Raw genomic sequence first — 25508 nt, 5'->3', positions numbered from 1 at the left:
AAATCATTGCTTTGCATAGATAGATGACTGAAAAAGTGATGAAAATAATTACTTTACACAGAAAGCAAGCTGGAGAAGTCAGTAAGCAAAGTGGGAAAAAATCTAAAAATCTTCTAACGACAAAAAAGAATGACCCCGACGAAAGGTCATTCTTTTTCCATACACAATGCTTTACGTACAAAACGTAAAACTAAGACGTTAATTTTACTTTTTTCTTCGTCGTTGTCCATCTGCCTCGACTTGGACTCGTCACCAAATCGTTAAAGGCTAACACGTTCAAATCTCTTTGAACGGTGCGAGGAGTGATACTAAACTCTTCGACTAAATCCTGTGTAGACACGGTTCCTTTGTCTAAAATAAACATGTACACGTCTTTAATACGATTAAGCATTCGATCAGTAGTTGGTTTCATTAAATGAACCACTCCTTCATCTTAATTCTCTTGGCAAAGACTAGCGGACGACAATATGTGCGGAGTGCACTTAGGCTAATAAGTAGCTGCCTTAGACATCCCCTTTTCTAATTTTATAGTCAGAACAATTATTCTGATAACTTTATTATATAGAAAAACTACTTAATTTTCTAGTGAATGCAAGAGAAATTTACAATTAATATATAAAATTTATACTGTATTTTGTGGGAATACGTGAAAAACGTGCTATATATGGTAGTGACAGTAGAAGTTACTGAAAATAGTTGTCAGAAAGCTGATTGTCATATATGTTGTAAGGTGTAGAATAATGTTAATACTTTGAAGGAGGTACATGGTATGGATTGGTTACAAGCTGCAAAAGAAAGGCAAGACGAATTAATACAAGAGTTACAGGAGCTTGTGCAAATAAATAGTGTGCTCGATGAGGATACAATAACTACTGAAGTACCTTTTGGAGATGGTCCACTTCAAGCGCTTGAATGGTTACTAGCAAAAGGTCAAAGTGAAGGCCTGCTCACGAAAAATGTTAATAATTATGCTGGACATATTGAAATGGGAACTGGTGAAGATTTACTTGGTATTTTATGTCATGTTGATGTTGTCCCAATTGGAGAAGAAGCAGATTGGACTTACCCTCCTTTCAGCGGCACAGTAGCTGATGGTAAATTATTTGCACGTGGTGCGATTGACGATAAAGGGCCTACGATTGCGGCATGGATGGCCATGAAACTTGTGAAAGATGCAGGTATTCCGTTAGAAAAAAGAGTACGAATGATTATTGGTACAGACGAAGAAACAGGATTCCGCTGTGTCGACCACTATTTTAAACAGGAGGAAATGCCGACAATTGGTTTTGCACCAGATGCGGATTTCCCGCTCATCAATGCAGAAAAAGGCATTGCAGAGCTTGTGTTCTCTCAAAATAAAGTGGGTGATGCAACGAAAGAACAACTACTACTATTTAATGCAGGAAAGCGCCCAAATATGGTACCTGATTTTGCAAAAGCAATAATTCAGCACGTAACAGCATCATTCGAACAGAATTTTCAAACATTTTTAAGTAAAAATCAGCTAGAAGGCTCTTTATTAATGGAGGAGTCTCGCTATATAATAACTATCAAAGGTAAAGCAGCCCATGCAATGGAACCAGATAAAGGTATCAATGCAGCTGTTTATCTTGCAGCATTTTTACAACAAGAGTTGACGACAGAAGCAAGTAAACAATTTGTCGACTTTATTGCAGATGTTTTTTATCAGGATCATTATGGTAGTCAGCTCGATCTGCAGTTTGAGGATACAATGTCAGGACAAACAACATTAAATCCAGGGATCGTAAGCTATGATGTCCATAAAGGCGGCAGTTTAGTAATTAGTATGCGCTATTCAGTTTCCTATCCATTCGATGAAAAAATAACAGCAGCACAACGCTTAACGGTAGAAAAAGGGTTTTCTCTAGACATACAAGACGACTCCAAGCCACATTATGTCAGCGAAGATGATCCATTCATCCAGACATTAGCAGCTATCTATAGACGTCAAACGGGAGATACAGAAACACCTTTATTATCAACTGGTGGTGGGACGTATGCACGTGTGATGAAAAAAGGCGTGGCATTTGGCATGCTCTTCCCAGGGGAGCCAGATGTAGCGCATCGAGCGGATGAGTTTGTTGTCGTTGAAAACCTTGTAAAAGCAGCGGCAATTTATGCTGAAGCAATTGTTGAACTTGCAGGAAAAAAATAACTCAAAGACGAAAAGGATGAACAAAACATGGCATATTCATTATGGAATGATCAAATTGTTGAAGAAGGATCCATTGCAGTATCACCAGAAGATAGAGGCTATCAATTTGGTGACGGTATTTATGAAGTAATCAAAGTTTATAACGGAAATATGTTTACAGCACAAGAGCATATTGATCGTTTCTATGCAAGCGCCGAAAAAATTCGTCTTGTTATTCCTTATACAAAAGACGTTTTACACAAATTATTACATGAGCTGATTGAAAAAAATAATCTTGATACAGGGCATGTTTATTTCCAAATTACACGTGGTGCCAATTCACGTAATCACGTTTTCCCAGATGCAAGTGTTCCAGCTGTATTAACGGGTAATGTGAAAGCTGGTGAACGTGCATATGAAAACTTTGAAAAAGGGGTTAAGGCTACGTTTGTAGAGGATATTCGTTGGTTGCGCTGTGATATCAAATCTTTAAACTTACTTGGTGCAGTATTAGCAAAACAAGAGGCAGCTGAAAAGGGCTGCTACGAAGCAATTTTACATCGCGGGGATATCGTAACAGAATGTTCATCAGCAAATGTTTATGGGATTAAAGACGGTAAGCTTTATACACACCCAGCAAATAACTTCATTTTAAACGGTATTACTCGTCAAGTCATTTTAAAATGTGCAGAAGAGATTAGTTTACCTGTAGTTGAAGAACCAATGACAAAAGCTGATTTATTAACAATGGATGAAATTATTGTATCCTCTGTATCTTCAGAAGTTACTCCTGTTATTGATGTGGATGGAAACCAAATCGGTACTGGTGTGCCAGGTGAATGGACGCGTAAATTGCAACAAGCTTTTGAGGCGAAATTACCACTTTCTTTGAATACAAAATAAAAGAACCGTTTAAGAGAACTATCGATAAGGGTAGTTCTCTTTTTTATGGATGTAATGTTTGGTATCGTCATGTAAAATAAAAAGGATAGTAATGAATAATTTTACAGATTGAAATTTGTAGAATAATTGTCGATGTATTGAATACAATGCCTCTTTTCTACCAAAGCAATCTAGATAAAAAGAGAACTATAGATATGGTGAGTAAGAATGGAGTGACCTTTACATGGCACAATTGGTGAAATTACAAGATTACATTTCACGCTATCAAATTGATTTAGCGAGATACCCAACACAATTTGTGCGCTTGAAGAAAAACCAATGGGAGCGCATTAAGCGACAGTGGGAATTGGGAGAAGATATTAGCGAGTGGCAACATGTCGACAATGAGGTGGAAGCGGAGGCTTACGAGGAAAAAGAACGTTTTACCTTCATAAAAAAATGGTTTGCTGGACGGCAAAAGGAAACAACAGAGGATGTTGAAGAAGTAGAAATATCAAATGAGCTTGTCAGCGATGAGGATATAATTCCAGAAGAAGAAACGACACTCACATTTGAACCTAAAATTGTGTATGCACCACAATCCATCCATGAGTTGAAACGAATGTTTATTGATCAGTTCTTTCATTTTCAAATGAAATGGGCCAGTTCAACATTACGGGAGAAATCATATGTAGATCCTCGCTTCATGCGTGACTCATTGCTCCGTATGCTATTGCAAACATTGCCAGATAATTATCTATTATTTTATTATCCAATACTACAAATTAGAAAAGCACCTATAGAGCTAGATGTAGTGTTAATGTCGCCGACAGAGTGTATCTGTATCACGGTCTTAGAGGCTGAAAATCAAGCTGTATATGTAGGTGGCAGTGATCGCTTCTGGATTAAAAAAGTAGGGACGAAGGATTCTAAAGTTTTAAATCCAACGATTAACTTAGGGCGGATGGAATCGGTACTGTCGCAATTATTTAAACAAGAGGATATTGATATGCCCATCCGTAAGGTTGTGCTATCACGTAATGGGTATTTTGATTATCCAGGTTCACCATTTGGGGTTCGCTTTGTTGATCGCCGAAATTACCATGAATGGATAGAGCATTTAAGAAAAGTTTCCTCTCCTATGAAGCATATGCAAATCCGAGCTGCACAGACAATTTTGAATACGGTCCAAACCACATCCTTTAACCGAGATATATGGCAGCAAGCATCTCAGCCAACAGAGGAATGATGTATGAACGTTCAATTTATTGTCAATGAGGCCGCTGGGAATGGAAAAGGAAAAAAAGTCTGGCTCCAACTTCAAGAGCAACTAACGATTTCCTATCAAGTGGCTTTTACTGAATATGCAGGACATGGACAGGAAATCGCTCAACAATGGGCACACCAGCAACAAGAGAAAAAATTGCTTGTCGTTGTTGGTGGGGATGGCACCATCCATGAAGTGGTTAGTGGTATTATACATAATAAATACATCATAATTGGTGTAGTTCGTGCTGGCTCTGGTAATGACTTTGCACGTTATTTTCATACCTTTTCCAATGCCCAGCAAATTGAGGATTATGTAAAGACTACCTTGGCTAATGTAAGAATGGATGCAGGGATCGTTCAGATTGGTAATCAACGAAAAGAAATATTTGTTAATAATGCTGGCATAGGCTTTGATGCCTTTGTGACAAAATCAATTAACACTTCTCGTCTTAAGTTTTATCTCAATAAGATTGGACTAGGGAAACTTTCGTATGCTGTCGCTGTAATTAGGGGGTTATTTCGCTTTGAACGCTTTGACATAACGATACGTTCAGGGGAACAGGAATGGCAATTTCAGCAGACGTGGTTTGTGGCGATGAGTAATCAACCTTTTTTTGGAGGCGGCATGAAAATATCACCTGCCGCCAAAGCAGATGATGGGCAAGTGGATATCACGATTGTACATGGTATTTCTCGTATCAAATTATTACTTGTATTTGTCACCGTGTTTTTTGAAAAGCATACAACATTTAAGGAAGTTACTTTTTTACAGGGGCAGGTCTTTGATCTTATCGTAGCAGATAAGGTTGACTGCCATACGGATGGTAATTATATTGGCATTGTCAATCAAGAGACCAATATCCACTGTACAATACAACAAAATGCTTGGCAGGTTATGGTGAAGGATTCATAAAAATATCATTGTGCAATAATATCATGCGAATTATAGGGGAATACGTTATACTATAAAAAAATCAATAATTTCACAAGAAAGAAATGAGGAACAACATTGAGATTAAGAAATAAGCCTTGGGCAGAGGAAATGATTACAGATCACCCAGAGGTGATTATTCCAAATCCTGAAGACTTTAAAGGAAATTGGCAGGCTGTTTTCGGCAATGACAACCCTATTCATATTGAAGTAGGGTCTGGAAAAGGACAATTTGTAACCGGTATGGCTTTGCAAAATCCAACAATCAATTATATTGGCATTGAACTTTACGATAGTGTGATTGTTTGTGCACTAGAAAAAGTGCTAGAGGCAAAATCTCCAGCGAATTTACGTTTACTAAAAGTAAATGGCGCAGATTTATATAAATTCTTTGACAAAAACGATGTATCACGTGTATACCTGAATTTCTCAGATCCTTGGCCAAAAACACGACATGCAAAAAGACGTTTAACGCACGGGGATTTTTTGAAATTATATGAGTCGATTTTAGTGGATAATGGGGAAGTCCATTTTAAAACGGATAACCGAGGTCTTTTCGAGTATTCTTTAATCAGTATGTCTGAATATGGGATGTTATTAAAGTATGTATCTCTCGACCTGCATGCAAATATGCCAGAGGATAATGTGATGACAGAATATGAAGAGAAGTTTTCTGCCAAGGGGCAGCCGATTTATCGCTTAGAATCGCAATTTATCACTAAATTGTAGGGGGAATATGGATGGATCAGTTACAGTTTCACAATATGTCATTATCATGGCTAAACGGGGGTGTTACGTGCCTAGATGGTGGTGCGATGTTTGGGGTTGTACCAAAGCCTCTTTGGTCCCGCAAATATCCAGTCAATGAAAAAAACCAAATTGAATTACCAACAGAACCTATCCTTATTCAATTTGGGGGCAAAAACTACCTTATTGATACGGGTGTTGGCTTTAACAAATTAAATGAAAAGCAGCTACGAAACTTTGGTGTAACAGAAGAATCTTCGTTAGCTGATAGCTTACAAGAGTTAGGATTAACGACAGCAGATATTGATGCAGTGTTAATGACGCATTTACATTTTGATCACGCTGGGGGGTTAACGCAGTGGGAAGGGGATGTACTTGTACCAACTTTCCCAAATGCCAAGATTTTTGTAACGAAAATTGAATGGGATGAAATGCGTAACCCCAATATCCGTTCTAAAAATACTTATTGGAAAGAAAATTGGGAGCCAGTTCAGCATTTAGTTGAAACCTACGAAGAGTCATTGGAAGTAGTACCTGGAATCGAAATGCTTCATACTGGTGGTCATAGTGAGGGACATGCTGTCATCAAGCTAACGCAAAATGATGAAGTGTTATTGCATATGGCAGATATTATGCCGACTCATGCTCATCAAAATCCATTATGGGTATTAGCCTATGACGATTATCCAATGACAAGTGTATTTGCAAAAGAGCGACTGATGAAAGAAGCCCTTGCAAATAACTATGGCTTTATTTTCTATCACGATGCTTATTACCGTATGATTCGATGGGATGAGTCAGGCAAAGAGATTGTGGATAAACTAGAGCGTAGTAGACAAGCTGTTATTACATTTTAATCGAGCAAGCAAAGGCGAGGTATTTGGCATATAAAATGTCAATACCTCGCGTTTTTGTTCGTGAACAGGATAGAAAATATGATACACTTAACACGATACTAAAATACAAAAGAGAGTTGAAATAAACATGGCAACTGAACAACCATTTTTACCCGTTTTACTTGGATCAGATATGAATGCATATGGTATGGCACGTGCGTTTTATGAAGCATATGGTATTAAACCACTTGTCTTAGGACGTTCTCATTTAACAGCAACACAAGATAGCCATATCCTACAATTTCAAGAAATAGACCGTTTAAATGAACAAGATGTTTTTGCACCTGCCCTTGCAGAAGTTGCAAAAAAATATGCTGATAAAAAACTATTACTTTTAGCATGTGGGGACGATTATGCCAAGCTGATCATCAAAAATAAGCCAGCATTACAAGAGCATTTTACCGTACCTTATATCGATGAATCGTTGATGGATGAAATTTTATTGAAAGAAAATTTCTATAAAATGTGTGATCAATATAATTTTAAATATCCAGGTACAACAACGGTGACAGCTGACAACTATGAAAACTTTACACCACCATTTGCTTACCCTATTATTTTAAAGGCTTCAAACTCTGTAGAATATTGGGCTTGTAAATTCCCTGGGAAGAAAAAAGTATTTGTGGCACATGATGAAGCGGAAAAAACGGCTATATTAAAAGCTATTTATAGCTCTACTTATCAGGATACAATGATTATTCAAGAATTTATTCCTGGGGACGATTCCTATATGCGTGTGTTAAATGCCTATGTAGGGAAGGATGGAAAAGTGAAGCTGATGTGTCTAGGTAACCCTATTCTAGAAGAACATTCTCCTGAAGGAATCGGAAGTTATGCAGCCATCGTGACAACCTATGATAAAGAATTAATGGATCAAGTACGTTTCTTCCTAGAGGACATTGGCTATACAGGTTTTGCGAATTTTGATATGAAATATGATATTCGAGACAAGCAATATAAACTTTTTGAAATCAATTTACGTAATGGGCGTTCTAGCTATTATGTAACAGCAAGTGGGCATAATTTAATGAAGTATGTTGCGGATGACCATATGTTAAATATCGAGCAAGAAGTCACATATGTGCAGGACAAGCATTTATGGATGGTTATTCCTAAAGGTGTATTATTCAAATATGCATCGAATGAAAAGCTCAAACTAGAAGCAAGAAAATTAATTAGTGAGGGTAAATACACAAATTCTCTTTACTTTAACGAGGATATGAATGCGAAGCGTTGGGTGAAACTAACACTTAATAATTTAAATTATTACCGTAAGTATAAAAAATACTTTAATAATAAAGGTTTATCCGAATAATATAGAGAAGCCATTTTCATTTTATGAGATGGCTTCTTATGTTGTTGAATTAGATATGATGAGTAGCAGCAAAGCCCTTTTAGCAAGGTGAGGGGGTAATTTCCGTTCCGCCAGCGCAGTGGAAATCTCTTTTCACCTTTCGCAAAAATGTTTTGTTTTTCAACATTATAAGAAGCCATCTCCAATTTATGAGATGGCTTCTACCGTATATACATAATTAAACTTCTGTTAGTTCCACGACAACACCAGAGCGTGCATCGGCAGCAAATTCGAATGTCTGCATCTCACCTTCATGCATACGCGAGATCCCCCCACGATATACTGGGATGGTAATAATACCATTTGTGAAATCTTCAGTTTTCATGAAAATCCAAGAACCATCAATCGGTGAATCCTTTTTAAATTCTTTTTTTATGTTTTCAAGTACTTGTCCTGCAGGTACGAACGGAGAAACTTTTTCACTAGCTTCTTTAATAATGACTGCGGCAGCTAAGCCAGTTGCGACACCAATTAAAAAATCACGTAATTTCATACTTTTTTCCTCCTTTTTCTATACCTTTATTTTAGCATAGCCTATAGAGTGAATGCACGTTCACAATTAAGCGGATTTAGGAAATGTATCAATATTTCGAATTCGGAAATAATTGTGTTACAATAGGCAAGGAAGAATATTCTACTTCGTGGGGAGAGAGTCATCATGAATGAGGAAACATTACAATTATTTAAAACATTAACAGAATTACCAGGCGCTCCGGGTAATGAACACGCAGTACGTGCGTTCATGCGTTCTGAATTAGAAAAGTACTCGGATGAAATCGTTCAAGATAATTTAGGGGGTATTTTTGGTGTTAAGCACAGTGATGTTACGGATGCACCGAAAATATTAGTTGCTGGTCATATGGATGAGGTAGCATTTATGGTTACTTCTATCACAGATAATGGAATGATCCGTTTTCAAACATTAGGCGGCTGGTGGAACCAGGTTATGCTTGCACAGCGAGTAGAAGTATATACGAAAAATGGGGCAATTCCTGGTGTCGTTTCATCCATCCCACCACATTTATTAACGGATGCAGAACGAGCGAAGCCAATGGATATAAAAAATATGCTTATCGATGTCGGTGCTGATAATAAAGAAGATGCTATGTCTATGGGTGTTCGTCCTGGACAATCCATTATACCGATTTGTCCATTCACACCAATGGCAAATCCGAAGAAAATTATGGCTAAAGCTTGGGATAACCGCTATGGCTGTGGTCTAGCGATTGAATTAATGAAAGAAGTACAGCATGAAAAATTAGGTTCACATTTATACTCAGGTGCAAACGTAATGGAGGAAGTTGGCTTGCGCGGTGCACAAGTATCAGCAAACATGATTAAGCCTGATTTATTCTTTGCACTAGATGCTTCTCCTGCTAATGATATGTCAGGTGAAAAAAGTCAATTTGGACAGCTTGGCAAAGGTACTTTACTTCGTATTTTAGATCGTACAATGGTAACACATCGTGGTATGCGTGAATTTATTTTAGATACAGCCGAATCCAATCATATCCCTTATCAGTACTTTGTCTCCCAAGGAGGAACAGATGCTGGTCGAGTGCATACGGCAAACGATGGCGTTCCAAGTGCAGTTATTGGTGTATGCTCACGTTATATTCATACATCAGCGTCAATTATTCACATTGATGATTATGCAGCTGCCAAAGCATTAATTGTTGAATTAGTGAAAAAAGCAGATCGTTCGACATTAGAGACAATTCACGCTAATGTATAAGAAGCTAGGAAGATGCCTTTTAGAGGCATCTTTTTCTATGGAAAGAAAGTGGGGATTAAATGAAGATAGCAATTGGCACAACTAATAAAGCCAAAACAGAAGCAGTTGAAGTAATTGTTCGAAAATACTTTGAGGACTCACTCTTTACTCATGTCAAAGCTGCTTCTGAAGTATCAGATCAACCAATAAGTAATGAAGAAACGAGATTAGGAGCAATGAATCGTGCTAAAAACGCCTTGATTTTAACGGATGCAGAATTATCATTTGGTTTAGAAGGTGGCGTAACTGAAATCGATGATGAAATGTATGTTTGTAACTGGGGTGCATTAACTGTGTCAGACGGAACAATGATTACAGCGGCTGGCGCACAAATTATACTGCCAAAAGAAATTGCCCAGGAAATACGAACTGGTGGAGAACTTGGACCGATTATGGAGCAATATACAAAACGTCGAGATATTCGTCAGGGTGCTGGTGCTGTAGGTATTTTTACGCAAGGTTTAGTTAGTAGGCAGATGATGTTTGAGCATATTGTCTCACTTTTGCTTGGTCAATATTTGTTCACATTTTCACGAAAATAGTTAAAAAGAATTAGTGGTAAGAGGATAGTTAGGTTGCATCTTATGAATAATTTTTTTAAAATAGAAAAAAGTTAGTAGTGAAAGGAAGAGAGACATGTTGTTTTCATGGCTAAGAGCAATTGGCCTAATGCTTTTACTCCTTGTCCTTTCTGGCTGCAATCAATCTATTGATGATCAAATTGCTAATGGGCTCCAATTAACGGAGAAGGTTTTTGCTGAAGAGCCAGAAGAACATACAGTAGAAATTGGGGATATCAAATTATACTTACCTTCAAACTTTAAAATTGAAGACAGTTCAGATGCTTATAATATTGTGATTTCAAAAGGAAAAGAAAGCTACATTCTTTTTATCAATGATCGTGAAGCACAAGACAGTAAACTTTATTATAATCTTTTAAAAGAAAATGAAGCGGACAAAATTATTGAGGAATCAACTTTTGATAAGGATGGTCGTTTTGGCTTCACAGCGGTTCTAAAAACAGACGAAGAAAATGAAATGGAGCTCATTGTTAGCAGTGGTGGTGTGAAGATGACAACCATTTCAAAGGCTAAACAAATTGAAAATAATTTACGTGAGATGACGAAAATCGTTCATTCGGTTAAGATGAAGTAAATAGAAGGTATGAACAGAACGGTTCACAAACATGTGAGCCGTTTCATTTTGAAGTTAGGATGTGAAAAAGATGAAGCAAATGAAGTCTGAACAACTAGTCGAGCTATTAAAAAAGCAATTAACTGAAGAGAAATATGAATTTCATTTTGATAAAAAGTACGATAAATTACGCTTGAATCATAAGATGATTGAAAAAGGGATGGAGCTCTCCTTACCTGGAATCTTAGCAAAATATAATGAGAAGCAAGAGTCAGCGATTGAAGAAGTTGTATATACAATTGAGCAAACCTTTAATGCGATGGTACAAGAAAAAGAACAGGGTTTCCAAACGACTACACAGATTTATCCCGTGATTCGTGCCACTTCTTATCCACAGGCATCGAAAGAAGGGCATGCCTTTATTGCAACTGAGCATACAGCTGAAACGCGCATTTTTTATGCACTCGATTTAGGTAAAACGTATCGCTTTATTGATGAATCTATGCTAGAAGCCTTACAATTAACCGTAGAACAAATTCGAGAAATGGCACGCTTTTCGGTGAAACAACTACCAACCGCCTATAAAAAAGATGAGGTAGCAGGAAATATTTTTTATTTTGTCAATGTGAATGATGGCTATGATGCTAGCCGTATTTTAAATGAGAGCTTTTTAAAAGAAATGCAGGCACAAGTAGAGGGCGATATGACATTATCCGTGCCTCATCAAGATGTATTAATTATAGGTGATATTCGTAATGAAACAGGGTATGATGTATTAGCACAGATGACGATGCATTTCTTTGCAGTTGGTACTGTACCGATTACGTCATTATCTTTTATTTATGAAGATGGGGAACTAGAACCAATCTTTATCTTAGCAAAAAACAGAGTGAAAAAGGAGCAAGAATAACAATGAACGTATTTTACAACAAAGAGCATGTAGGAGATGTCTTACTAGTTCAACTAGCAACAGAGGCCATTGTGAAAACAGAAGTAGAGCGTGCTGGTGATATTGCTATTTTAAAGGAAGCTCAAACGGGAGAAATTAAAGCCTTCAATTTATTTAATGCGAGCAGTTACATCCAAACAGATGCAAAAGGATTAGTAGAAGTGACACCAGAATTAGTAGCACAGCTAGCAGTGGCAATCGAAAAAAATGGAGCTAATATTAATCTTGATGTAGATTTTTCACCAAAATTTGTGGTTGGCTATGTAGAAACAAAGGACAAGCATCCAAATGCTGACAAATTGAGTATCTGTTCAGTCAATGTAGGAGAGGAGATACTACAAATTGTATGTGGTGCCCCGAATGTAGAAGCAGGACAGAAGGTAGTTGTTGCGAAAATAGGTGCCGTAATGCCTTCAGGAATGCTTATTAAAGAAGGGAATTTACGTGGTGTTGAGTCTTACGGCATGCTTTGTTCAGCGCGTGAATTAGCGATTCCTAATGCACCATCTGAAAAAGGAATTTTAGTATTACCAGAGGATGCTATAGTAGGTAGTGCTTTTGAAGCACCAACTAAATAAAAATCCCCCTATTAAAAAAAGAAATTATTAAAATTTAAATGTTTTATCATGATATTATTCCTTGTATCAAGGTGAAATGCCCTAAATCGTTATGTTACTAATATGCTAGTAGCATAACGATTTTTTTGTTTAGAATGAGCCTCTAAATGCAAGTTTCAAGACCGTTTTTATGGTATGCTTTTTGATGTAGACATTGAGCTATTGATAAATTTAAAACTAGACAATGCTATAAATGAAGTGTAAGAGAAATGAGTGAAACGAAGTGAACTGGTTTAAAAAACAAATTAGTAAATTTATTAATAAAGAAGATGAAGACTATGAGTATGAGGAATATTATGAGGATTATGGAGAAGTTCAGTCGGAGCAATTACATACACAAAAAGAACCACCAATCGCTAAGCAAAAGACTTTCCGTTTCCCTTTGATTGACGATAATGAAGGTGAGGCATCCTATACGTCCTCAAACGAAATGTATGATCAAATGGAAGATGATGATTATGGACAAATTGGGGATTTATCGTTACCAAAACATTTAAATCATCATATTGTCGATTCAAGTGTTTATGATGTAGAGGTTTCAGGAATACGAGATTTACTCGCAAATCGCTCTAAACGTACAGGTAGAAAAACAATGATGAAAAGTCAGCCTCCAGAACAAGAATTTCGTTCAAGAGCAAGCTTAGTGTTTCGAGATGCACAAAATGAAACAGCTACTATAAGCCCTATGACTGCACCTGAACCAAAAGAAAAGAGTCAGCGAAAAGAACAAAAAGTTGAAAATATTATGCCTGAGAATCGCAAACGATTTGTTCCAACAGATGTGCCTTCACCTGTCTATGGTTTTGCAAAACCAAGTCCCATCAAAGAATTATTAGATAAAAGAAAAGAGGAATACGAGAAGCAAGAAACCGATGTACAGGCAGTTGAAGCGGTTACTGTTGTAAAGCCTTTAAAAGAAGCGACAACAAATGAGGTCAATGAAAATATACTAGAAGAAAAAGAGCCGGCTAGCACAAACCAAACGGTTGTAACGGAACATCATGAGATCATTCAATCGAAAGAACTTTCGACAGTAAGTGAACCAATTATTTTTGAGGAAGAACTGTTGGTTGAAGAGAACGATGACAAGGAAAATTTGTCATCAAATGTAGCTGTGCCTCAAACGACTTCTTTTGCTATGGATTTTGAAGGGCAAGAGAAGGAGGCTGTGGTTCAAGATCAAACAGTTCAACAACTTTCAGCAGATCAATCCGAAATCCATGTCAAAGAAATGATTGTGGAACAAGTACAAATTGAAAATTCTACGATCCATATTGGAGAAGTTACTGTCGTTCAACCGTCAATGGATGACCAATCTCCTGATACTGCATCGAGGGAAGAAAAAAGTCGAATTCCATTTAATGTACTAATGTTAAAAACAGATAAAGAAAAATGGAGAATCCAACAGCAATTGAAGATGGCTCAGCAGCCTCTACGTGTAGAGAGAAAGCCAGAAACAGAGAAAAACAAACTAGTGGATGTGATGTCAGAAAAATCATCGTCCTTAGACAGTATGACAACAAATGAAATGTCCGTTTCACCACCAGAAGATGACAACGATTTCTATATGACAGAGAATGTTCAATTGCAAGTAGATGGTCCAGTGCAACTTGATATAAAAGATGAAGTAGATAGTGTCACTACAAAAAGCAGTGCTGAAGAGCCTATTGCTGTAATTAAAATGGCTCCTGTTACATCAATGTCAAGTATCTCAACAAATGAAAGAATAGAAATTGAAAAAGCAACTGCTGATGAAATTTCTGCAACTATTGAGCCAGAGCTTGAGTTACAACCAGAACCAGAACTAGCTTCAGAACAGGAACAAGTGTCAGAACCAGAACAAGCTATTGAACCTGAAGTAGTTTCAGAAATTGTAGAGTATGCTCCAGTAGAATCTGTTGAGAATCAAGTAGCACCACAAGTAGTAGAAGTAGAAGCTGAGATACCAGCAAAGCCTGTACACGTCTATCAAAAGCCTACTGATGAATACCTAGAGCCACCAGAGGAAAAAACACAGGATACGGATTGGATGGAGCAACAGGGAGAAACATTAGTCGAAGCGCTATCTTATTTCCAAGTTTCTGCGCAAATTGAATCGATTATGCAAGGTCCTGCTGTTACTCAATTTGAAATAACCGTGAGCCATGGTACAAAGGTGAGTAAAATTCGAAACTTAGCAGATGATTTAAAACTGGCCTTAGCAGCAAAAGATATTCGTATTCAAGCACCAATTCCTGGGAAAAGTTCAATCGGTATTGAAATCCCAAATCGAGTATCACGAGCTGTTCGCTTATCTGAGGTAACAAATAGTGCCTCCTTCGTTGAGTCGGATTCACCATTAGAGGCAGCATTAGGACTTGATTTGACTGGAAAGCCTGTTACGTTAGATCTACGTAAAATGCCACATGGCTTAATCGCTGGTGCAACAGGTTCGGGTAAATCTGTTTGTATTAATTCTATTTTGGTTAGTTTATTATATAAAGCTGCACCACACGAGCTAAAACTCATGCTGATCGACCCTAAAATGGTAGAGCTGGCGCCATTTAACCATATTCCACATTTAGTTAGTCCTGTCATTACAGATGTAAAGGCGGCAACGGCTGCACTAAAATGGGCAGTTGAAGAAATGGAGCGCCGCTATCAACTATTTGCTCATGCAGGTGCACGTGATATTACACGTTTTAACGCCATAGCGGATAAAAATAATGAACATAGCCTGAAGTTGCCTTACATTTTAATTGTCATTGATGAGTTAGCTGATTTAATGATGATGTCTCCAGCAGATGTAGAGGAGGCCATTTGCCGTATTGCTCAAAAGGCACGTGCATGTGGTATTCATTTAATTGTTGCAACGCAAAGACCTTCAGTGGATGTTATTACTGGGTTAATCAAATCAAACATTCCTACACGTATTGCCTTTGCAGTTTCCTCTCAAATTGATTCTCGTACCATTTTAGATGGGCAGGGAGCAGAAAGGTTACTTGGTCGAGGGGATATGCTATATTTAGGTAATGGTATGTCAGCGCCCGTGCGTTTACAGGGAACTTTTGTTACAGATGATGAAATTGAATCGATTATTGAGCATGTTCGTGAACAGGGTGAGCCTGATTATATTTTCGATCAAGAGGAATTATTAAAGAAAACAGAGGTGTCCGCAGAACAGGACGATTTATTTGAAGATGTTTGTCGATTTGTCTATGAGCAAGGTGGCGCTTCTACCTCATTGATTCAACGAAAGTATCATATTGGCTATAATCGTGCTGCTCGTTTAATTGACATGTTAGAATCACATGGTTTTGTTTCGGAAGCAAGAGGAAGTAAGCCACGTGAAAGTTACATTACAGAAGAAGATTTAATTACTATGTTTGAATAAGAATTGCATTGTTTTCGTCTAGATTATCTAATTTACGTCGAATTTAGTTTTTTTAGAAAAGTTACACATCTATCCTTGTGCATAAAAAGTGCTATAATAGACAAGATGTGTTGAATAGTACGTATTTTTTAACACTTGTGAAGGTATTAATACCTAACCATTCGTGAAATAATACGATACACCTAATAGATGATAGATGGGATATTGAAATTCCCGGGGGGTTTAATTAATGACAGTTTTTCATTTCACAGGCATTAAAGGTTCTGGCATGAGTTCGCTTGCACAAATCTTATTTGATGCTGGTGAACAAGTACAGGGCTCAGATGTCGACAAATATTTCTTCACGGAGCAACCGTTACGTGAACGTAATATTCCAATTTTTACATTTAATGCAGATAATATTAAAGAAGGTATGACAGTGATCGCAGGTAATGCATTTTCCGATGATCACCCTGAATTAGTACGTGCTCGAGAAATAGGTGTAGAAGTCATTCGTTACCATAAATTTTTAGGTGAATATATTGGCAACTATACATCTATTGCCATCACAGGTGCACATGGTAAAACATCTACGACTGGTTTAATGGCACATGTGGTAGGTGGCTATAAACCGACATCTTATTTAATTGGTGATGGTACTGGGGCAGGTCATGAAAATGCTGATTTCTTTGTAATGGAGGCGTGTGAATACCGCCGTCACTTTTTAGCATATAATCCTGATTATGCTGTGATGACGAACATCGATTTTGATCATCCAGATTACTTCGCTAATATAGAGGACGTATATTCTGCATTTCAATCATTAGCATTACAAGTGAAAAAAGCAATTATAGCATGTGGTGATGATGAACAGCTTCAACGTATTCAAGCAAAAGTACCAGTTGTGTATTATGGATTTGGTGCTGAAAATGACTTTGAAGCTCGTAATGTTGAAAAAACAACTGAGGGTACAAAATTTGATGTTTTTGTACGTAATGAATTTTATAGCACTTTCTTTATCCCATTATTTGGGGATCATGCTGTTTTAAATACATTGGCGGTTATAACGCTATGTGAATATGAAGGCATTTCTCCAGATATTATTCAGGAGCGTTTACACACGTATAAAGGTGTAAAAAGACGTTTTACTGAGACGGATATAGGGGATAATGTTTTAATAGATGACTATGCACACCATCCAACGGAAATTCGCGCGACAATTCAATCAGCACGACAAAAATTTCCTGAACGTGAGCTAGTTGCGATTTTCCAACCACATACATTTACACGTACACAAGCTTTTTTACAAGATTTTGCGGATAGTTTGAGCCTTGCAGATACAGCCTATTTATGTGATATATTTGGCTCTGCGAGAGAAACGCAAGGCGCGCTTTCTATTCATGATTTAGCGTCACTTATTGAAGGCAGTGCAGTGATTACCACTGAAGGAATTGATATATTAACAAAACATAATGGCGCAGTATTTTTATTTATGGGCGCTGGTGATGTTCACAAGTTCCAAGATGCTTTTGAAGACGTGCTTAAAAACAATGAAACAGCTTAGTCCGTAGGGGTTAAGCTGTTTTTTCTCAAATTTAAGCAGGAATTCCGTTTTTTTTGTCGAAGATAGGGAAAGTAATAGTAAAGACAATTTACTAGCAGGAGGTCAACTTATGGAAGTGATTTTGTATATTGCAGCCATTATTGCTGCAATCGGTTTTTTAATTTTATGTGTGAGCGTGGGTATGACATTATTCTCGCTTAAATCCATCCTAAACAGCTTAGCAGGGACATTATCTGGGATTGAAGGCCAAATGGAAGGCATTACACGCGAAACAACTTCTTTATTATCAAAAACAAATAGCTTAGCAGAGGATATTCAACATAAATCTGAACAATTAAATTCAGTTGTTCAAGCTGTTAAAGGTATTGGTGACTCCGTTAATGGTTTAAATAATTCTGTTCAGCAGATCACTTCTTCTGTTTCTAAAAGCGTAGAACAAAATGAAGAAAAAATTGCACAAGTTGTACAATGGAGTAATGTTGCGATGGGTATTGCTGATAAATGGAAAAAGCGAAAAATCATCGAGCAGGAAACGGTATCACCTGATGCCTATGCATTTGAAACTGTGCAAGTAGAAGAAACACCAAAAAGAAAATGGGGTCGTAAAAAATGATAATTATTCAGTGAGTATTCTATGCTGGCTGAATAAAAATAAAGTCTTAGACATATAAGTTGAAGATGCATCTGTGAAAATAGATGGACAACCAGTCTAGACAAACTTGATAATTAGATGGGGAGGAATTGTTGCATGACAACTCAAAAGCCAAATTTTAACGAAGTAAAGGAACAGCAGCTTGAAAGTTCTTTGCCTCAGCTTTATCATCCGCAAGACTCGATTTATGAAGAGGAGCGTGTAAACATGAAAGATTTTGTGATTGGCGCATTAGTTGGTGGAATCGTAGGGGCTGCTGCAGGTCTACTGTTAGCTCCAAAATCAGGAAAAGATTTACGCAGTGATGTGGCTGTACAAGCTGTTCAGCTAAAAGATAAGAGTGCAGACTTCTCGACAACTGCAAAAGATAAAACAGTTCAACTTTCTAAACAAATTCAAGAGCAATCTACACAATTAGTAGAGAAAGTAAAAACACTAAAAACAGCAAAAGCACCAACTGTTTTTGATGATGGTACGGTTTCCTTTGAAGGGGAAGAACCATTAGAGGATTATATTCCAAGTGAGGAACCAAAAGCCAAAGAAACGACAGAAAAAGCAGATCAAAAAGAAGAAACAAATGAAGAAGTTCGTGCATAATGCATAATATAAAGGGATACGTTACAAGATAAAGTTGTAACGTATCCCTTTTTTTAAATGATAGGTGTAGCTTCTAATATTATTTCTAATTGATCACCACCAAATATCTCTGTATCAAAGCTCGCTGGCTGACCATTTCTTAAAATCGTAAAATTCCCCTTAAAGGCACTTGGCAGCTGCCAATTAGAGAATCGGAAAACATCTTGATAAATCCAACGACTACGATCCTTTTCTTTAAATACTAAAGTCGCTCCATTGGGTACAGTGGATTGTGGTGACACAACCATTTTATTAACAATCGCTTCATTTGCAGTCTTCTTTAGTTCCAAAACTTCCTGTTGGAAATGAATAATGATTTTATCCTCTAGCAAAAGATTCATTTGGTCTGCGATATGCTGTACTGTTGGTAGAGATGGTTGTTGGAAGCTTATCACATCTCCATTTTGTACAGCATAGCTCAATTTGGCTACTTTTCCATTAATCATTAGCTGAGAAGAGAACTCTGGTAAATATAAAGGTTGTCCATCTACTTGAATCGTATAGGACTCAAATTGCTTTAACAAATGCCAATTATTAGTGATTTTGAATACATCCTCAATTGTTTCGGCAATATCAAAAACGACGATATCACGATCATTTAAAACGGTATCGAGTGATGCAGAAGAGTTATTGACAGAAATTTTGGGCTCAATCACATATTTGGTGTTTTGGATTGTCACAGTCTTTATTGCTGCATCATCTATAAGATCTCTTACTGTAGCCGTCGCCTGTTGCCCATCTTGGCCTTCTATTAACTGAATGGCATCTCCAGTTTTAATCAGGCTTTTTGTTGATGCCTGTTGCCCGTTTACCAATATTTCAGCAGGCTGACCATGTCCACCTGGTATAAATATGTCCTGTCCGTTGACACTGATAGATAGTCCATGTCCTGGTTTTCCATATAATTGCTTTGCACGAATATTTGCAGCTAGAAAGGCATCTGCAACAGTCATTTCTTTTAGTTCAAAAAGGCGTACCACTTGGTTATTGACTGTTAAACTCATATATTGAATCGGCATTTTTTTAGCAGCAATGGCAATACCAATAGGTGTGACTAATTCAGGTGAGGCTTTTATGTGTTCTTCTTTTGTCAAGTTTTGAATAGCATCAATGCCTCGAACAGCAATACGATTAGCTGGTAAATCTAGAACTTGACCTAGTTCTATCGTAAGGTTGGGTGTTAAACTACCGCCACCAACCAGCATAACGGCTTTGGGTGCTACTCGATTATTGAGTCGTAAAATTTCTTCTCCAATAGACTTCGCCAACTGTTTCACTGCAGGCTCAATTGCTAAAAAAACCTCTTCCTTTGGATAGAACTGATCAAAACCTAGAATATCTTGAATCAATATCTCTTCAGCTGTTTGTAGCTGACGTTTAGCCTCTTCAGCTACAGGGAAGTCTAGCAAATAGTGGTCGCTTAAAGCCTCTGTTATTTCATCGCCAGCTGTAGGGACCATGCCATAAGCTACAACTGTACTTTTATCCGTAATGGCAATATCTGATGTCCCTGCCCCTATATCAACAAGGGCCACATTTAAGCGACGCATCGTTGGAGGAATCAGCACATTAATAGCAGCAATCGGTTCTAACGTCAATGCTTCCATCTCTAAATCAGCTCGTTTAAGAGCGGCAATCAATGATTCCACCACTACCCGAGGTAGAAACGTTGCTATCACTTCGATTTGGGCTTCATCCCCTTGTTGATCCAACAGGCTTCCAATCTCCTCGCCATCCAAGCGATAATACAGGACTGAGTAGCCTACACAATAATAGTGGCTAATTTTTGCATCCTCTTTTTGTTGCAAGAGTTGCTGCTGTGCTTGTTGAACAGCCTGAAGTTCCAAGCGACTAATATCTTCTTCAGTAAAAATGGGTCGATTACGTATATGGATGGTCACACTAGCTTGTTCAGTTTTCAAAGATCGACCTGCTGCAGCAACACTTACCTTTGTAAGAGGCCCATGTTTCTCTTCAAGTTCACGTTTTATTTCATTAATTAAATCTGCCACATACATGACATTATGTATTTGTCCATCTACCATGGCACGTTCTTTATGCTCTTTTACCAAAATATCTTCCACATGAAAATGGTCATTTTCTTCTTGTAGAATAATCCCGACCACTGAGCGAGTGCCAATATCAAGTGCGAATAGTTTAGAACTCAATGTAATCGCTTCCTTTCGCGTCATACTTGAAAATAATTTAGCGAGTTGAAGCGCTAAATTAAAAATGCGTGACATTCTGAACAACATTGATTATAATAATGCTATTATCTAAAAATGTAACATACATTTCAGAGTTCTGAAAGTGTCTGTCATGAGGAGAGGAGCAAGAAAGCATGAGCCAAAAAGATTTAGAAAGCTTACGTAGTCAAATAGACGGTTTAAACTTAGAAATTCTTCGTCTAATTAATGAACGTGCAGCTGTAGTTGATGAAATCGGTAAAATTAAAGAAAAACAAGGTGTGAATCGCTATGATCCGCTGCGTGAAAGACACATGCTTGATCTTATTAAAGAACACAATCAAGGTCCATTAAACCAAATGACGGTTGATTATATATTTAAGCAAATCTTTAAAACAGCTTTAAAACAACTTGAAGCTGATAAGAAGAAAGAGTTGCTTGTATCTCGTAAGAAGAAGTCAGAAGATACAATTATTAATATCAATGGTGAATTAATTGGTCAAGGAAAACCTTCTTTCGTATTCGGTCCTTGTGCGGTTGAGTCTTATGAGCAAGTAGCAGCAGTTGCCGCTTCTATTAAAGCAAAAGGTGAAAAGTTAATTCGTGGTGGTGCTTATAAGCCACGTACTTCTCCTTATGACTTCCAAGGTCTTGGATTAGAAGGTCTGAAAATCTTAAAACGTGTGTCTGAGGAATATGGTTTAGGTGTTATTACCGAAATCGTGACACCAGGTCATTTAGAGGAAGCATTGGATTATATTGATGTCATTCAAATTGGTGCACGTAATATGCAAAACTTTGAATTATTAAAAGCAGCAGGTGCAACAAATAAACCTGTCTTATTAAAACGAGGTTTAGCTGCAACAATTGATGAATTCATTCATGCTGCAGAATACATTATGTCTAAAGGAAATGAAAATATTATCCTTTGTGAACGTGGTATTCGTACTTATGAAAAAGCAACACGTAATACATTAGATATTTCAGCCGTACCAGTTTTAAAACAAGAAACGCATTTGCCAGTATTCGTAGATGTTACACACTCAACAGGGCGTCGTGATTTATTATTACCATGTGCAAAAGCAGCTATTGCAATTGGTGCTGATGGCGTTATGGCAGAGGTGCATCCAGATCCATCTGTGGCATTGTCTGACTCACAACAACAAATGGACATCCCAACATTTGACGCATTCTATGAAACGCTACAAAAATTCATGAAAAATCATGAAATTCATGCTTAATTGTTAACAGCGAACACCGCTTGCTTACTTCGGCAGGCGGTGTTTGTTATATCGTGACAAAATAATGTCTAGAATAGGACTATTAGTACTTGGTTTTCACGTAGTTCTTCTTGAAAATAATATGAAAATTATCGTATGATAAGGCTATAATAGGAAAAAAGGGAGGCACGTACGATGACTGTTACAATTTATGATGTTGCAAGAGAAGCAAATGTTTCCATGGCAACGGTCTCTCGTGTAGTCAATGGTAATCAAAACGTAAAACCAGCAACACGAAAAAAAGTACTAGAAGTAATTGAACGATTAGAATACCGTCCAAACGCAGTAGCGCGAGGTTTAGCAAGTAAGAAAACAACAACAGTTGGCGTGATTATCCCAGATATTGCAAACAATGTTTATGCGGAGCTGGCTCGTGGTGTAGAGGATATTGCCACAATGTATCGTTACAATATTATTTTAGCCAACTCAGATCAACATGAAGATAAAGAGCTACAGCTACTGGATACAATGCTTGGAAAACAGGTTGATGGTATTGTCATGATGAGTGATGAGGTTACAGAAAAGATGCAGCAAACGATGGATCATTCGCCAGTACCAATTGTGCTTGCAGGCTCTGTGGATGAATCCCAAACAATTGCAACTGTGAATATCGATTATTTCCAGGCGGCTTATGAAGCTATTTCATTACTTATTCAAAATGGCCATACACGGATTGGTTTTGTAACTGGCCCACTTTCGTATACAATTAACGGAAAATTCAAGCTAGCAGCCTATAAGAAGGCATTGCAGGATGCTGGTTTACCAATAGATGAAGCATTAATTGCTGCAGAAGAGTCCAGCTATGATATGGGCTTAGAGGCTTGGGAGATTTTATCTGCTCTTGAACAGCCACCAACAGCTTATTTTGCAGGAAGTGATGAATTGGCCATCGGTTTAATTCATGGCGCACAAGATGCGGGCAAAAATGTTCCAGAAGATATTGAAGTTATCAGCTTTGAGAACTCAAAGTTAGCACGAATGGTTCGTCCACAGTTAACAAGTGTCGCGCTACCGCTTTACGATATTGGAGCTGTTGCAATGCGCCTGCTGACAAAATTAATGAGCAAGGAAACTGTCGAGGACGAAGCGGTTATTTTACCACACCGTATTGAGCATCGACAATCTGTCAAAAGTAAATAATGATACCTAACACGTAAATCGCTTATGAAGGATTTGCGTGTTTTTCTTTGCTGGATGGAACGTCAAAAATAGCGGATAGCGTTTCAAAAGTGAGGGATAGAACAATAGAATTGATGGATATACGACCAAAAGCAATCATCGAATTTAAAAAGCCCCACGAATATCGTGAGGCCAACAAATTAATCCCGTCTTTCATTCCGAATAATATGTAGCGATTTGGCTAACATTTGAGCATTCTTTTCCTCTATTTCTGCTTTACGAGGAATGGGCTCATATAAAGGAATCGGGTCCTCCCATGTTGGAATAAAAGGAACGGGGGCTTCTGGTTGCCAGCGATCCAGCCATGCATGAGGGAGTGGTCCTATTGGTAACGCTTGGTCAGTCATTTCCAACCATAACATGGACCAGGCACGGGGTACCACTCGCCAAATATCGTAGCCACCGCCACCCACTGCAATCCATCGACCATCACAATATTCATGTGCTAATTGATGAGCTAGCTTAGGAATTTCGCGATAAATATTCATTGTTCCATGTAAATGTGTTAATGGATCAAAATAATGTGCATCTGCACCATTTTGCGTTAATACAACATCTGGCTTGAAAAATTCAAAAATCTCTCGCATGGACTGTTCATAGATCTCTAGGAAACTTTCATCCTCAGTAAATGCATCCATGGGAAAATTAAACGAGGTCCCATAGCCTTGACCATTGCCGCGTTCAGTAATATTTCCGGTTCCAGGGAATAGATAACGACCAGTTTCATGTATGGACAGTGTACAAACATTAGGATCCTCATAAAAGCTCCATTGGACACCATCTCCATGATGAGCATCTGTATCTACATAAAGTACACGCGCGTTGTACTTTTCCTGCAAGTAACGAATAGCTACTGTGCTATCATTGTAAATACAAAAACCGGATGCACGACCACGGAAACCGTGATGGAGTCCTCCACCAAGGTTAAGGGCGTGTTCGGCTTTTCCTTCCATTACATAATCAACAGCGGTTAAAGTTCCACCAACTAGCTGTGCACTTGCTTCATGCATATTTTCAAAAATGGGGGTATCTTCAGTACCAATTCCATAGCTTTCACATTGAGCTTCTGATAATTCACCATGTCCTGCTTTTTTTACGATATCTATATATTTTGAATCATGTGCAAGCAATAGCTCTTCTTCTGTTGCAACACGTGCTGGTACAATATCTACATCATCGAGAGCATTTATATTTTTTAGTAGATCCATAGTTAGCGTCAAGCGTTTATGATTGAAAGGATGTGTATCTGAAAATTTATATCCGAGTTGTTCTGGCGAGTATACGAATACGGCCTTTTTCATTATAGCGAAACACCCGGTAAATTTGGCCATAGGACATCAAAGCCCTCTTTGCGTAGATCTTCAATCATTGCTAAAGGATTTAGTGTTTTTACTCGGACGCTTAAAATTTTGTTTTGTGTATTTTCAGAGTCAGGATAAACTAAGACGCTTTGAACATTGGCATGATGTTGATGAAATATTTTTGTAATTTCAAATAAAACTCCCGGTGTATCGGATACCCGAATCTCGATTTTTGACCCAGGCTCTGTAGCACCAGTCAGCTCTATATATGTATAGAGTAAATCTGTTGTCGTAACAATGCCTACCAATTTTCCTCCAGAGACGATAGGTAAACAGCCTATTTTTGATTCGTAAAAAGTAAGTGCTACCTCTTCAACAAAATCTAGTGGATGACCTATAAGTGGGTCTTTCACCATAATATCCTCTACTTTTGCATTAAAAATAGGAGAGTTTGGTTCATCCTGCAAAGATGAGGGCAAGACCTCTTTAATATCTCGTTCAGTAATTACACCTAAAACGTGATGTTCTTCATCTACAACTGGTAAATGACGAACCTTCTTTTCACGCATTAACTTTAGTGCCTCCTGCACTGTATTGGTAGGAGCTAATGTATAAGGCTTATCATTCATAATTTCTTCTACAATCATATA

General features: G+C 37.7%; 23 protein-coding genes. 18 read left to right on the top strand and 5 right to left on the bottom strand.

Features of this window, described 5'->3' with window-relative positions:
- Positions 1-190: 190 nt before the first annotated feature.
- Positions 191-412 (bottom strand): DeoR family transcriptional regulator, encoded by a 222-nt coding sequence (locus NY607_RS08030; protein ID WP_004226074.1) that lies wholly within the window; start codon positions 410-412, stop codon positions 191-193.
- Positions 413-769: 357 nt separating this feature from the next.
- On the opposite strand from NY607_RS08030, the gene pepV reads away from it, so the two are divergent.
- The 7 genes from pepV to NY607_RS07995 all read left to right on the top strand — a co-directional run bounded on the left by pepV (position 770) and on the right by NY607_RS07995 (position 8195).
- Positions 770-2176, top strand: a complete 1407-nt coding sequence (gene pepV / locus NY607_RS08025) for a dipeptidase PepV (RefSeq protein ID WP_115674511.1) — start codon at positions 770-772, stop codon at positions 2174-2176.
- Positions 2177-2203: 27 nt separating this feature from the next.
- Entirely contained in the window at positions 2204-3058 is an 855-nt protein-coding gene (gene dat / locus NY607_RS08020) for a D-amino-acid transaminase (RefSeq protein WP_048393484.1), read from the top strand.
- Between the two features lie 223 nt (positions 3059-3281).
- Complete coding sequence (locus NY607_RS08015; protein WP_054549930.1) at positions 3282-4286, top strand: nuclease-related domain-containing protein; 1005 nt, start codon at positions 3282-3284, stop codon at positions 4284-4286.
- 3 nt (positions 4287-4289) lie between these two features.
- Positions 4290-5219: a diacylglycerol/lipid kinase family protein gene (locus NY607_RS08010; protein ID WP_259419429.1), complete on the top strand. Its 930-nt coding sequence runs from the start codon at positions 4290-4292 to the stop codon at positions 5217-5219.
- Between the two features lie 96 nt (positions 5220-5315).
- On the top strand, positions 5316-5966 hold the full coding sequence (gene trmB / locus NY607_RS08005) for a tRNA (guanosine(46)-N7)-methyltransferase TrmB (protein WP_016991781.1): 651 nt from the start codon (positions 5316-5318) through the stop codon (positions 5964-5966).
- Positions 5967-5977: 11 nt separating this feature from the next.
- Positions 5978-6841 carry a YtnP family quorum-quenching lactonase gene (locus NY607_RS08000; protein ID WP_048393489.1) on the top strand — a complete coding sequence of 288 codons (864 nt, stop codon included), beginning with the start codon at positions 5978-5980 and terminating at the stop codon, positions 6839-6841.
- Positions 6842-6968: 127 nt separating this feature from the next.
- The gene (locus NY607_RS07995; RefSeq protein ID WP_259419428.1) at positions 6969-8195 is read left to right on the top strand and encodes a carboxylate--amine ligase; all 1227 of its coding nucleotides are present in this window, start codon (positions 6969-6971) and stop codon (positions 8193-8195) included.
- Between the two features lie 217 nt (positions 8196-8412).
- Here NY607_RS07995 and NY607_RS07990 read toward each other — a convergent pair whose 3' ends face one another.
- Positions 8413-8727, bottom strand: coding sequence for a hypothetical protein (locus tag NY607_RS07990; RefSeq protein WP_259419427.1), 315 nt, complete (start codon positions 8725-8727; stop codon positions 8413-8415).
- Between the two features lie 165 nt (positions 8728-8892).
- On the opposite strand from NY607_RS07990, the gene NY607_RS07985 reads away from it, so the two are divergent.
- From NY607_RS07985 to NY607_RS07945, 9 genes are all read left to right on the top strand, one after another.
- Positions 8893-9969, top strand: coding sequence for a M42 family metallopeptidase (locus NY607_RS07985; protein ID WP_004226091.1), 1077 nt, complete (start codon positions 8893-8895; stop codon positions 9967-9969).
- Positions 9970-10028: 59 nt separating this feature from the next.
- On the top strand, positions 10029-10550 hold the full coding sequence (locus NY607_RS07980; RefSeq protein WP_131521304.1) for a DUF84 family protein: 522 nt from the start codon (positions 10029-10031) through the stop codon (positions 10548-10550).
- Between the two features lie 94 nt (positions 10551-10644).
- Positions 10645-11163, top strand: a complete 519-nt coding sequence (locus NY607_RS07975) for a hypothetical protein (protein ID WP_131521305.1) — start codon at positions 10645-10647, stop codon at positions 11161-11163.
- 70 nt (positions 11164-11233) lie between these two features.
- Positions 11234-12052, top strand: a complete 819-nt coding sequence (locus NY607_RS07970) for a DUF1444 domain-containing protein (protein WP_237898482.1) — start codon at positions 11234-11236, stop codon at positions 12050-12052.
- A 2-nt stretch (positions 12053-12054) separates the two neighbouring features.
- Positions 12055-12669, top strand: a complete 615-nt coding sequence (ytpR, locus tag NY607_RS07965) for a YtpR family tRNA-binding protein (protein ID WP_131521307.1) — start codon at positions 12055-12057, stop codon at positions 12667-12669.
- Between the two features lie 262 nt (positions 12670-12931).
- Entirely contained in the window at positions 12932-16081 is a 3150-nt protein-coding gene (locus tag NY607_RS07960) for a DNA translocase FtsK (protein ID WP_259419426.1), read from the top strand.
- 229 nt (positions 16082-16310) lie between these two features.
- Entirely contained in the window at positions 16311-17624 is a 1314-nt protein-coding gene (murC, locus tag NY607_RS07955; protein WP_004226102.1) for a UDP-N-acetylmuramate--L-alanine ligase, read from the top strand.
- 109 nt (positions 17625-17733) lie between these two features.
- Entirely contained in the window at positions 17734-18237 is a 504-nt protein-coding gene (locus tag NY607_RS07950) for a DUF948 domain-containing protein (RefSeq protein WP_115674508.1), read from the top strand.
- Between the two features lie 135 nt (positions 18238-18372).
- The gene (locus tag NY607_RS07945; RefSeq protein WP_259419425.1) at positions 18373-18873 is read left to right on the top strand and encodes a YtxH domain-containing protein; all 501 of its coding nucleotides are present in this window, start codon (positions 18373-18375) and stop codon (positions 18871-18873) included.
- Positions 18874-18926: 53 nt separating this feature from the next.
- Here the strand turns inward: NY607_RS07945 and pilM are convergent, their stop codons facing one another.
- Positions 18927-21080 carry a pilus assembly protein PilM gene (gene pilM, locus NY607_RS07940; protein WP_259419424.1) on the bottom strand — a complete coding sequence of 718 codons (2154 nt, stop codon included), beginning with the start codon at positions 21078-21080 and terminating at the stop codon, positions 18927-18929.
- 173 nt (positions 21081-21253) lie between these two features.
- Here pilM and NY607_RS07935 point away from each other — a divergent pair, with 173 nt between their 5' ends.
- Both NY607_RS07935 and ccpA read left to right on the top strand, forming a co-directional pair.
- On the top strand, positions 21254-22339 hold the full coding sequence (locus NY607_RS07935; RefSeq protein ID WP_004226108.1) for a bifunctional 3-deoxy-7-phosphoheptulonate synthase/chorismate mutase: 1086 nt from the start codon (positions 21254-21256) through the stop codon (positions 22337-22339).
- Positions 22340-22513: 174 nt separating this feature from the next.
- Positions 22514-23518 (top strand): catabolite control protein A, encoded by a 1005-nt coding sequence (gene ccpA, locus NY607_RS07930; protein ID WP_048393506.1) that lies wholly within the window; start codon positions 22514-22516, stop codon positions 23516-23518.
- 179 nt (positions 23519-23697) lie between these two features.
- Here ccpA and NY607_RS07925 read toward each other — a convergent pair whose 3' ends face one another.
- Both NY607_RS07925 and NY607_RS07920 read right to left on the bottom strand, forming a co-directional pair.
- Entirely contained in the window at positions 23698-24858 is a 1161-nt protein-coding gene (locus NY607_RS07925; RefSeq protein ID WP_237898476.1) for an acetoin utilization protein AcuC, read from the bottom strand.
- Positions 24858-25505 (bottom strand): acetoin utilization AcuB family protein, encoded by a 648-nt coding sequence (locus NY607_RS07920; protein ID WP_131521314.1) that lies wholly within the window; start codon positions 25503-25505, stop codon positions 24858-24860. Before NY607_RS07920 ends, NY607_RS07925 begins: the two co-directional genes overlap by 1 nt.
- Positions 25506-25508 lie beyond the last annotated feature (3 nt).

This window comes from Lysinibacillus sp. A4, from assembly GCF_024919535.1.
GTDB classification, from domain to species: domain Bacteria; phylum Bacillota; class Bacilli; order Bacillales_A; family Planococcaceae; genus Lysinibacillus; species Lysinibacillus capsici.
This window is presented reverse-complemented; position numbering and strand designations above follow the sequence as displayed.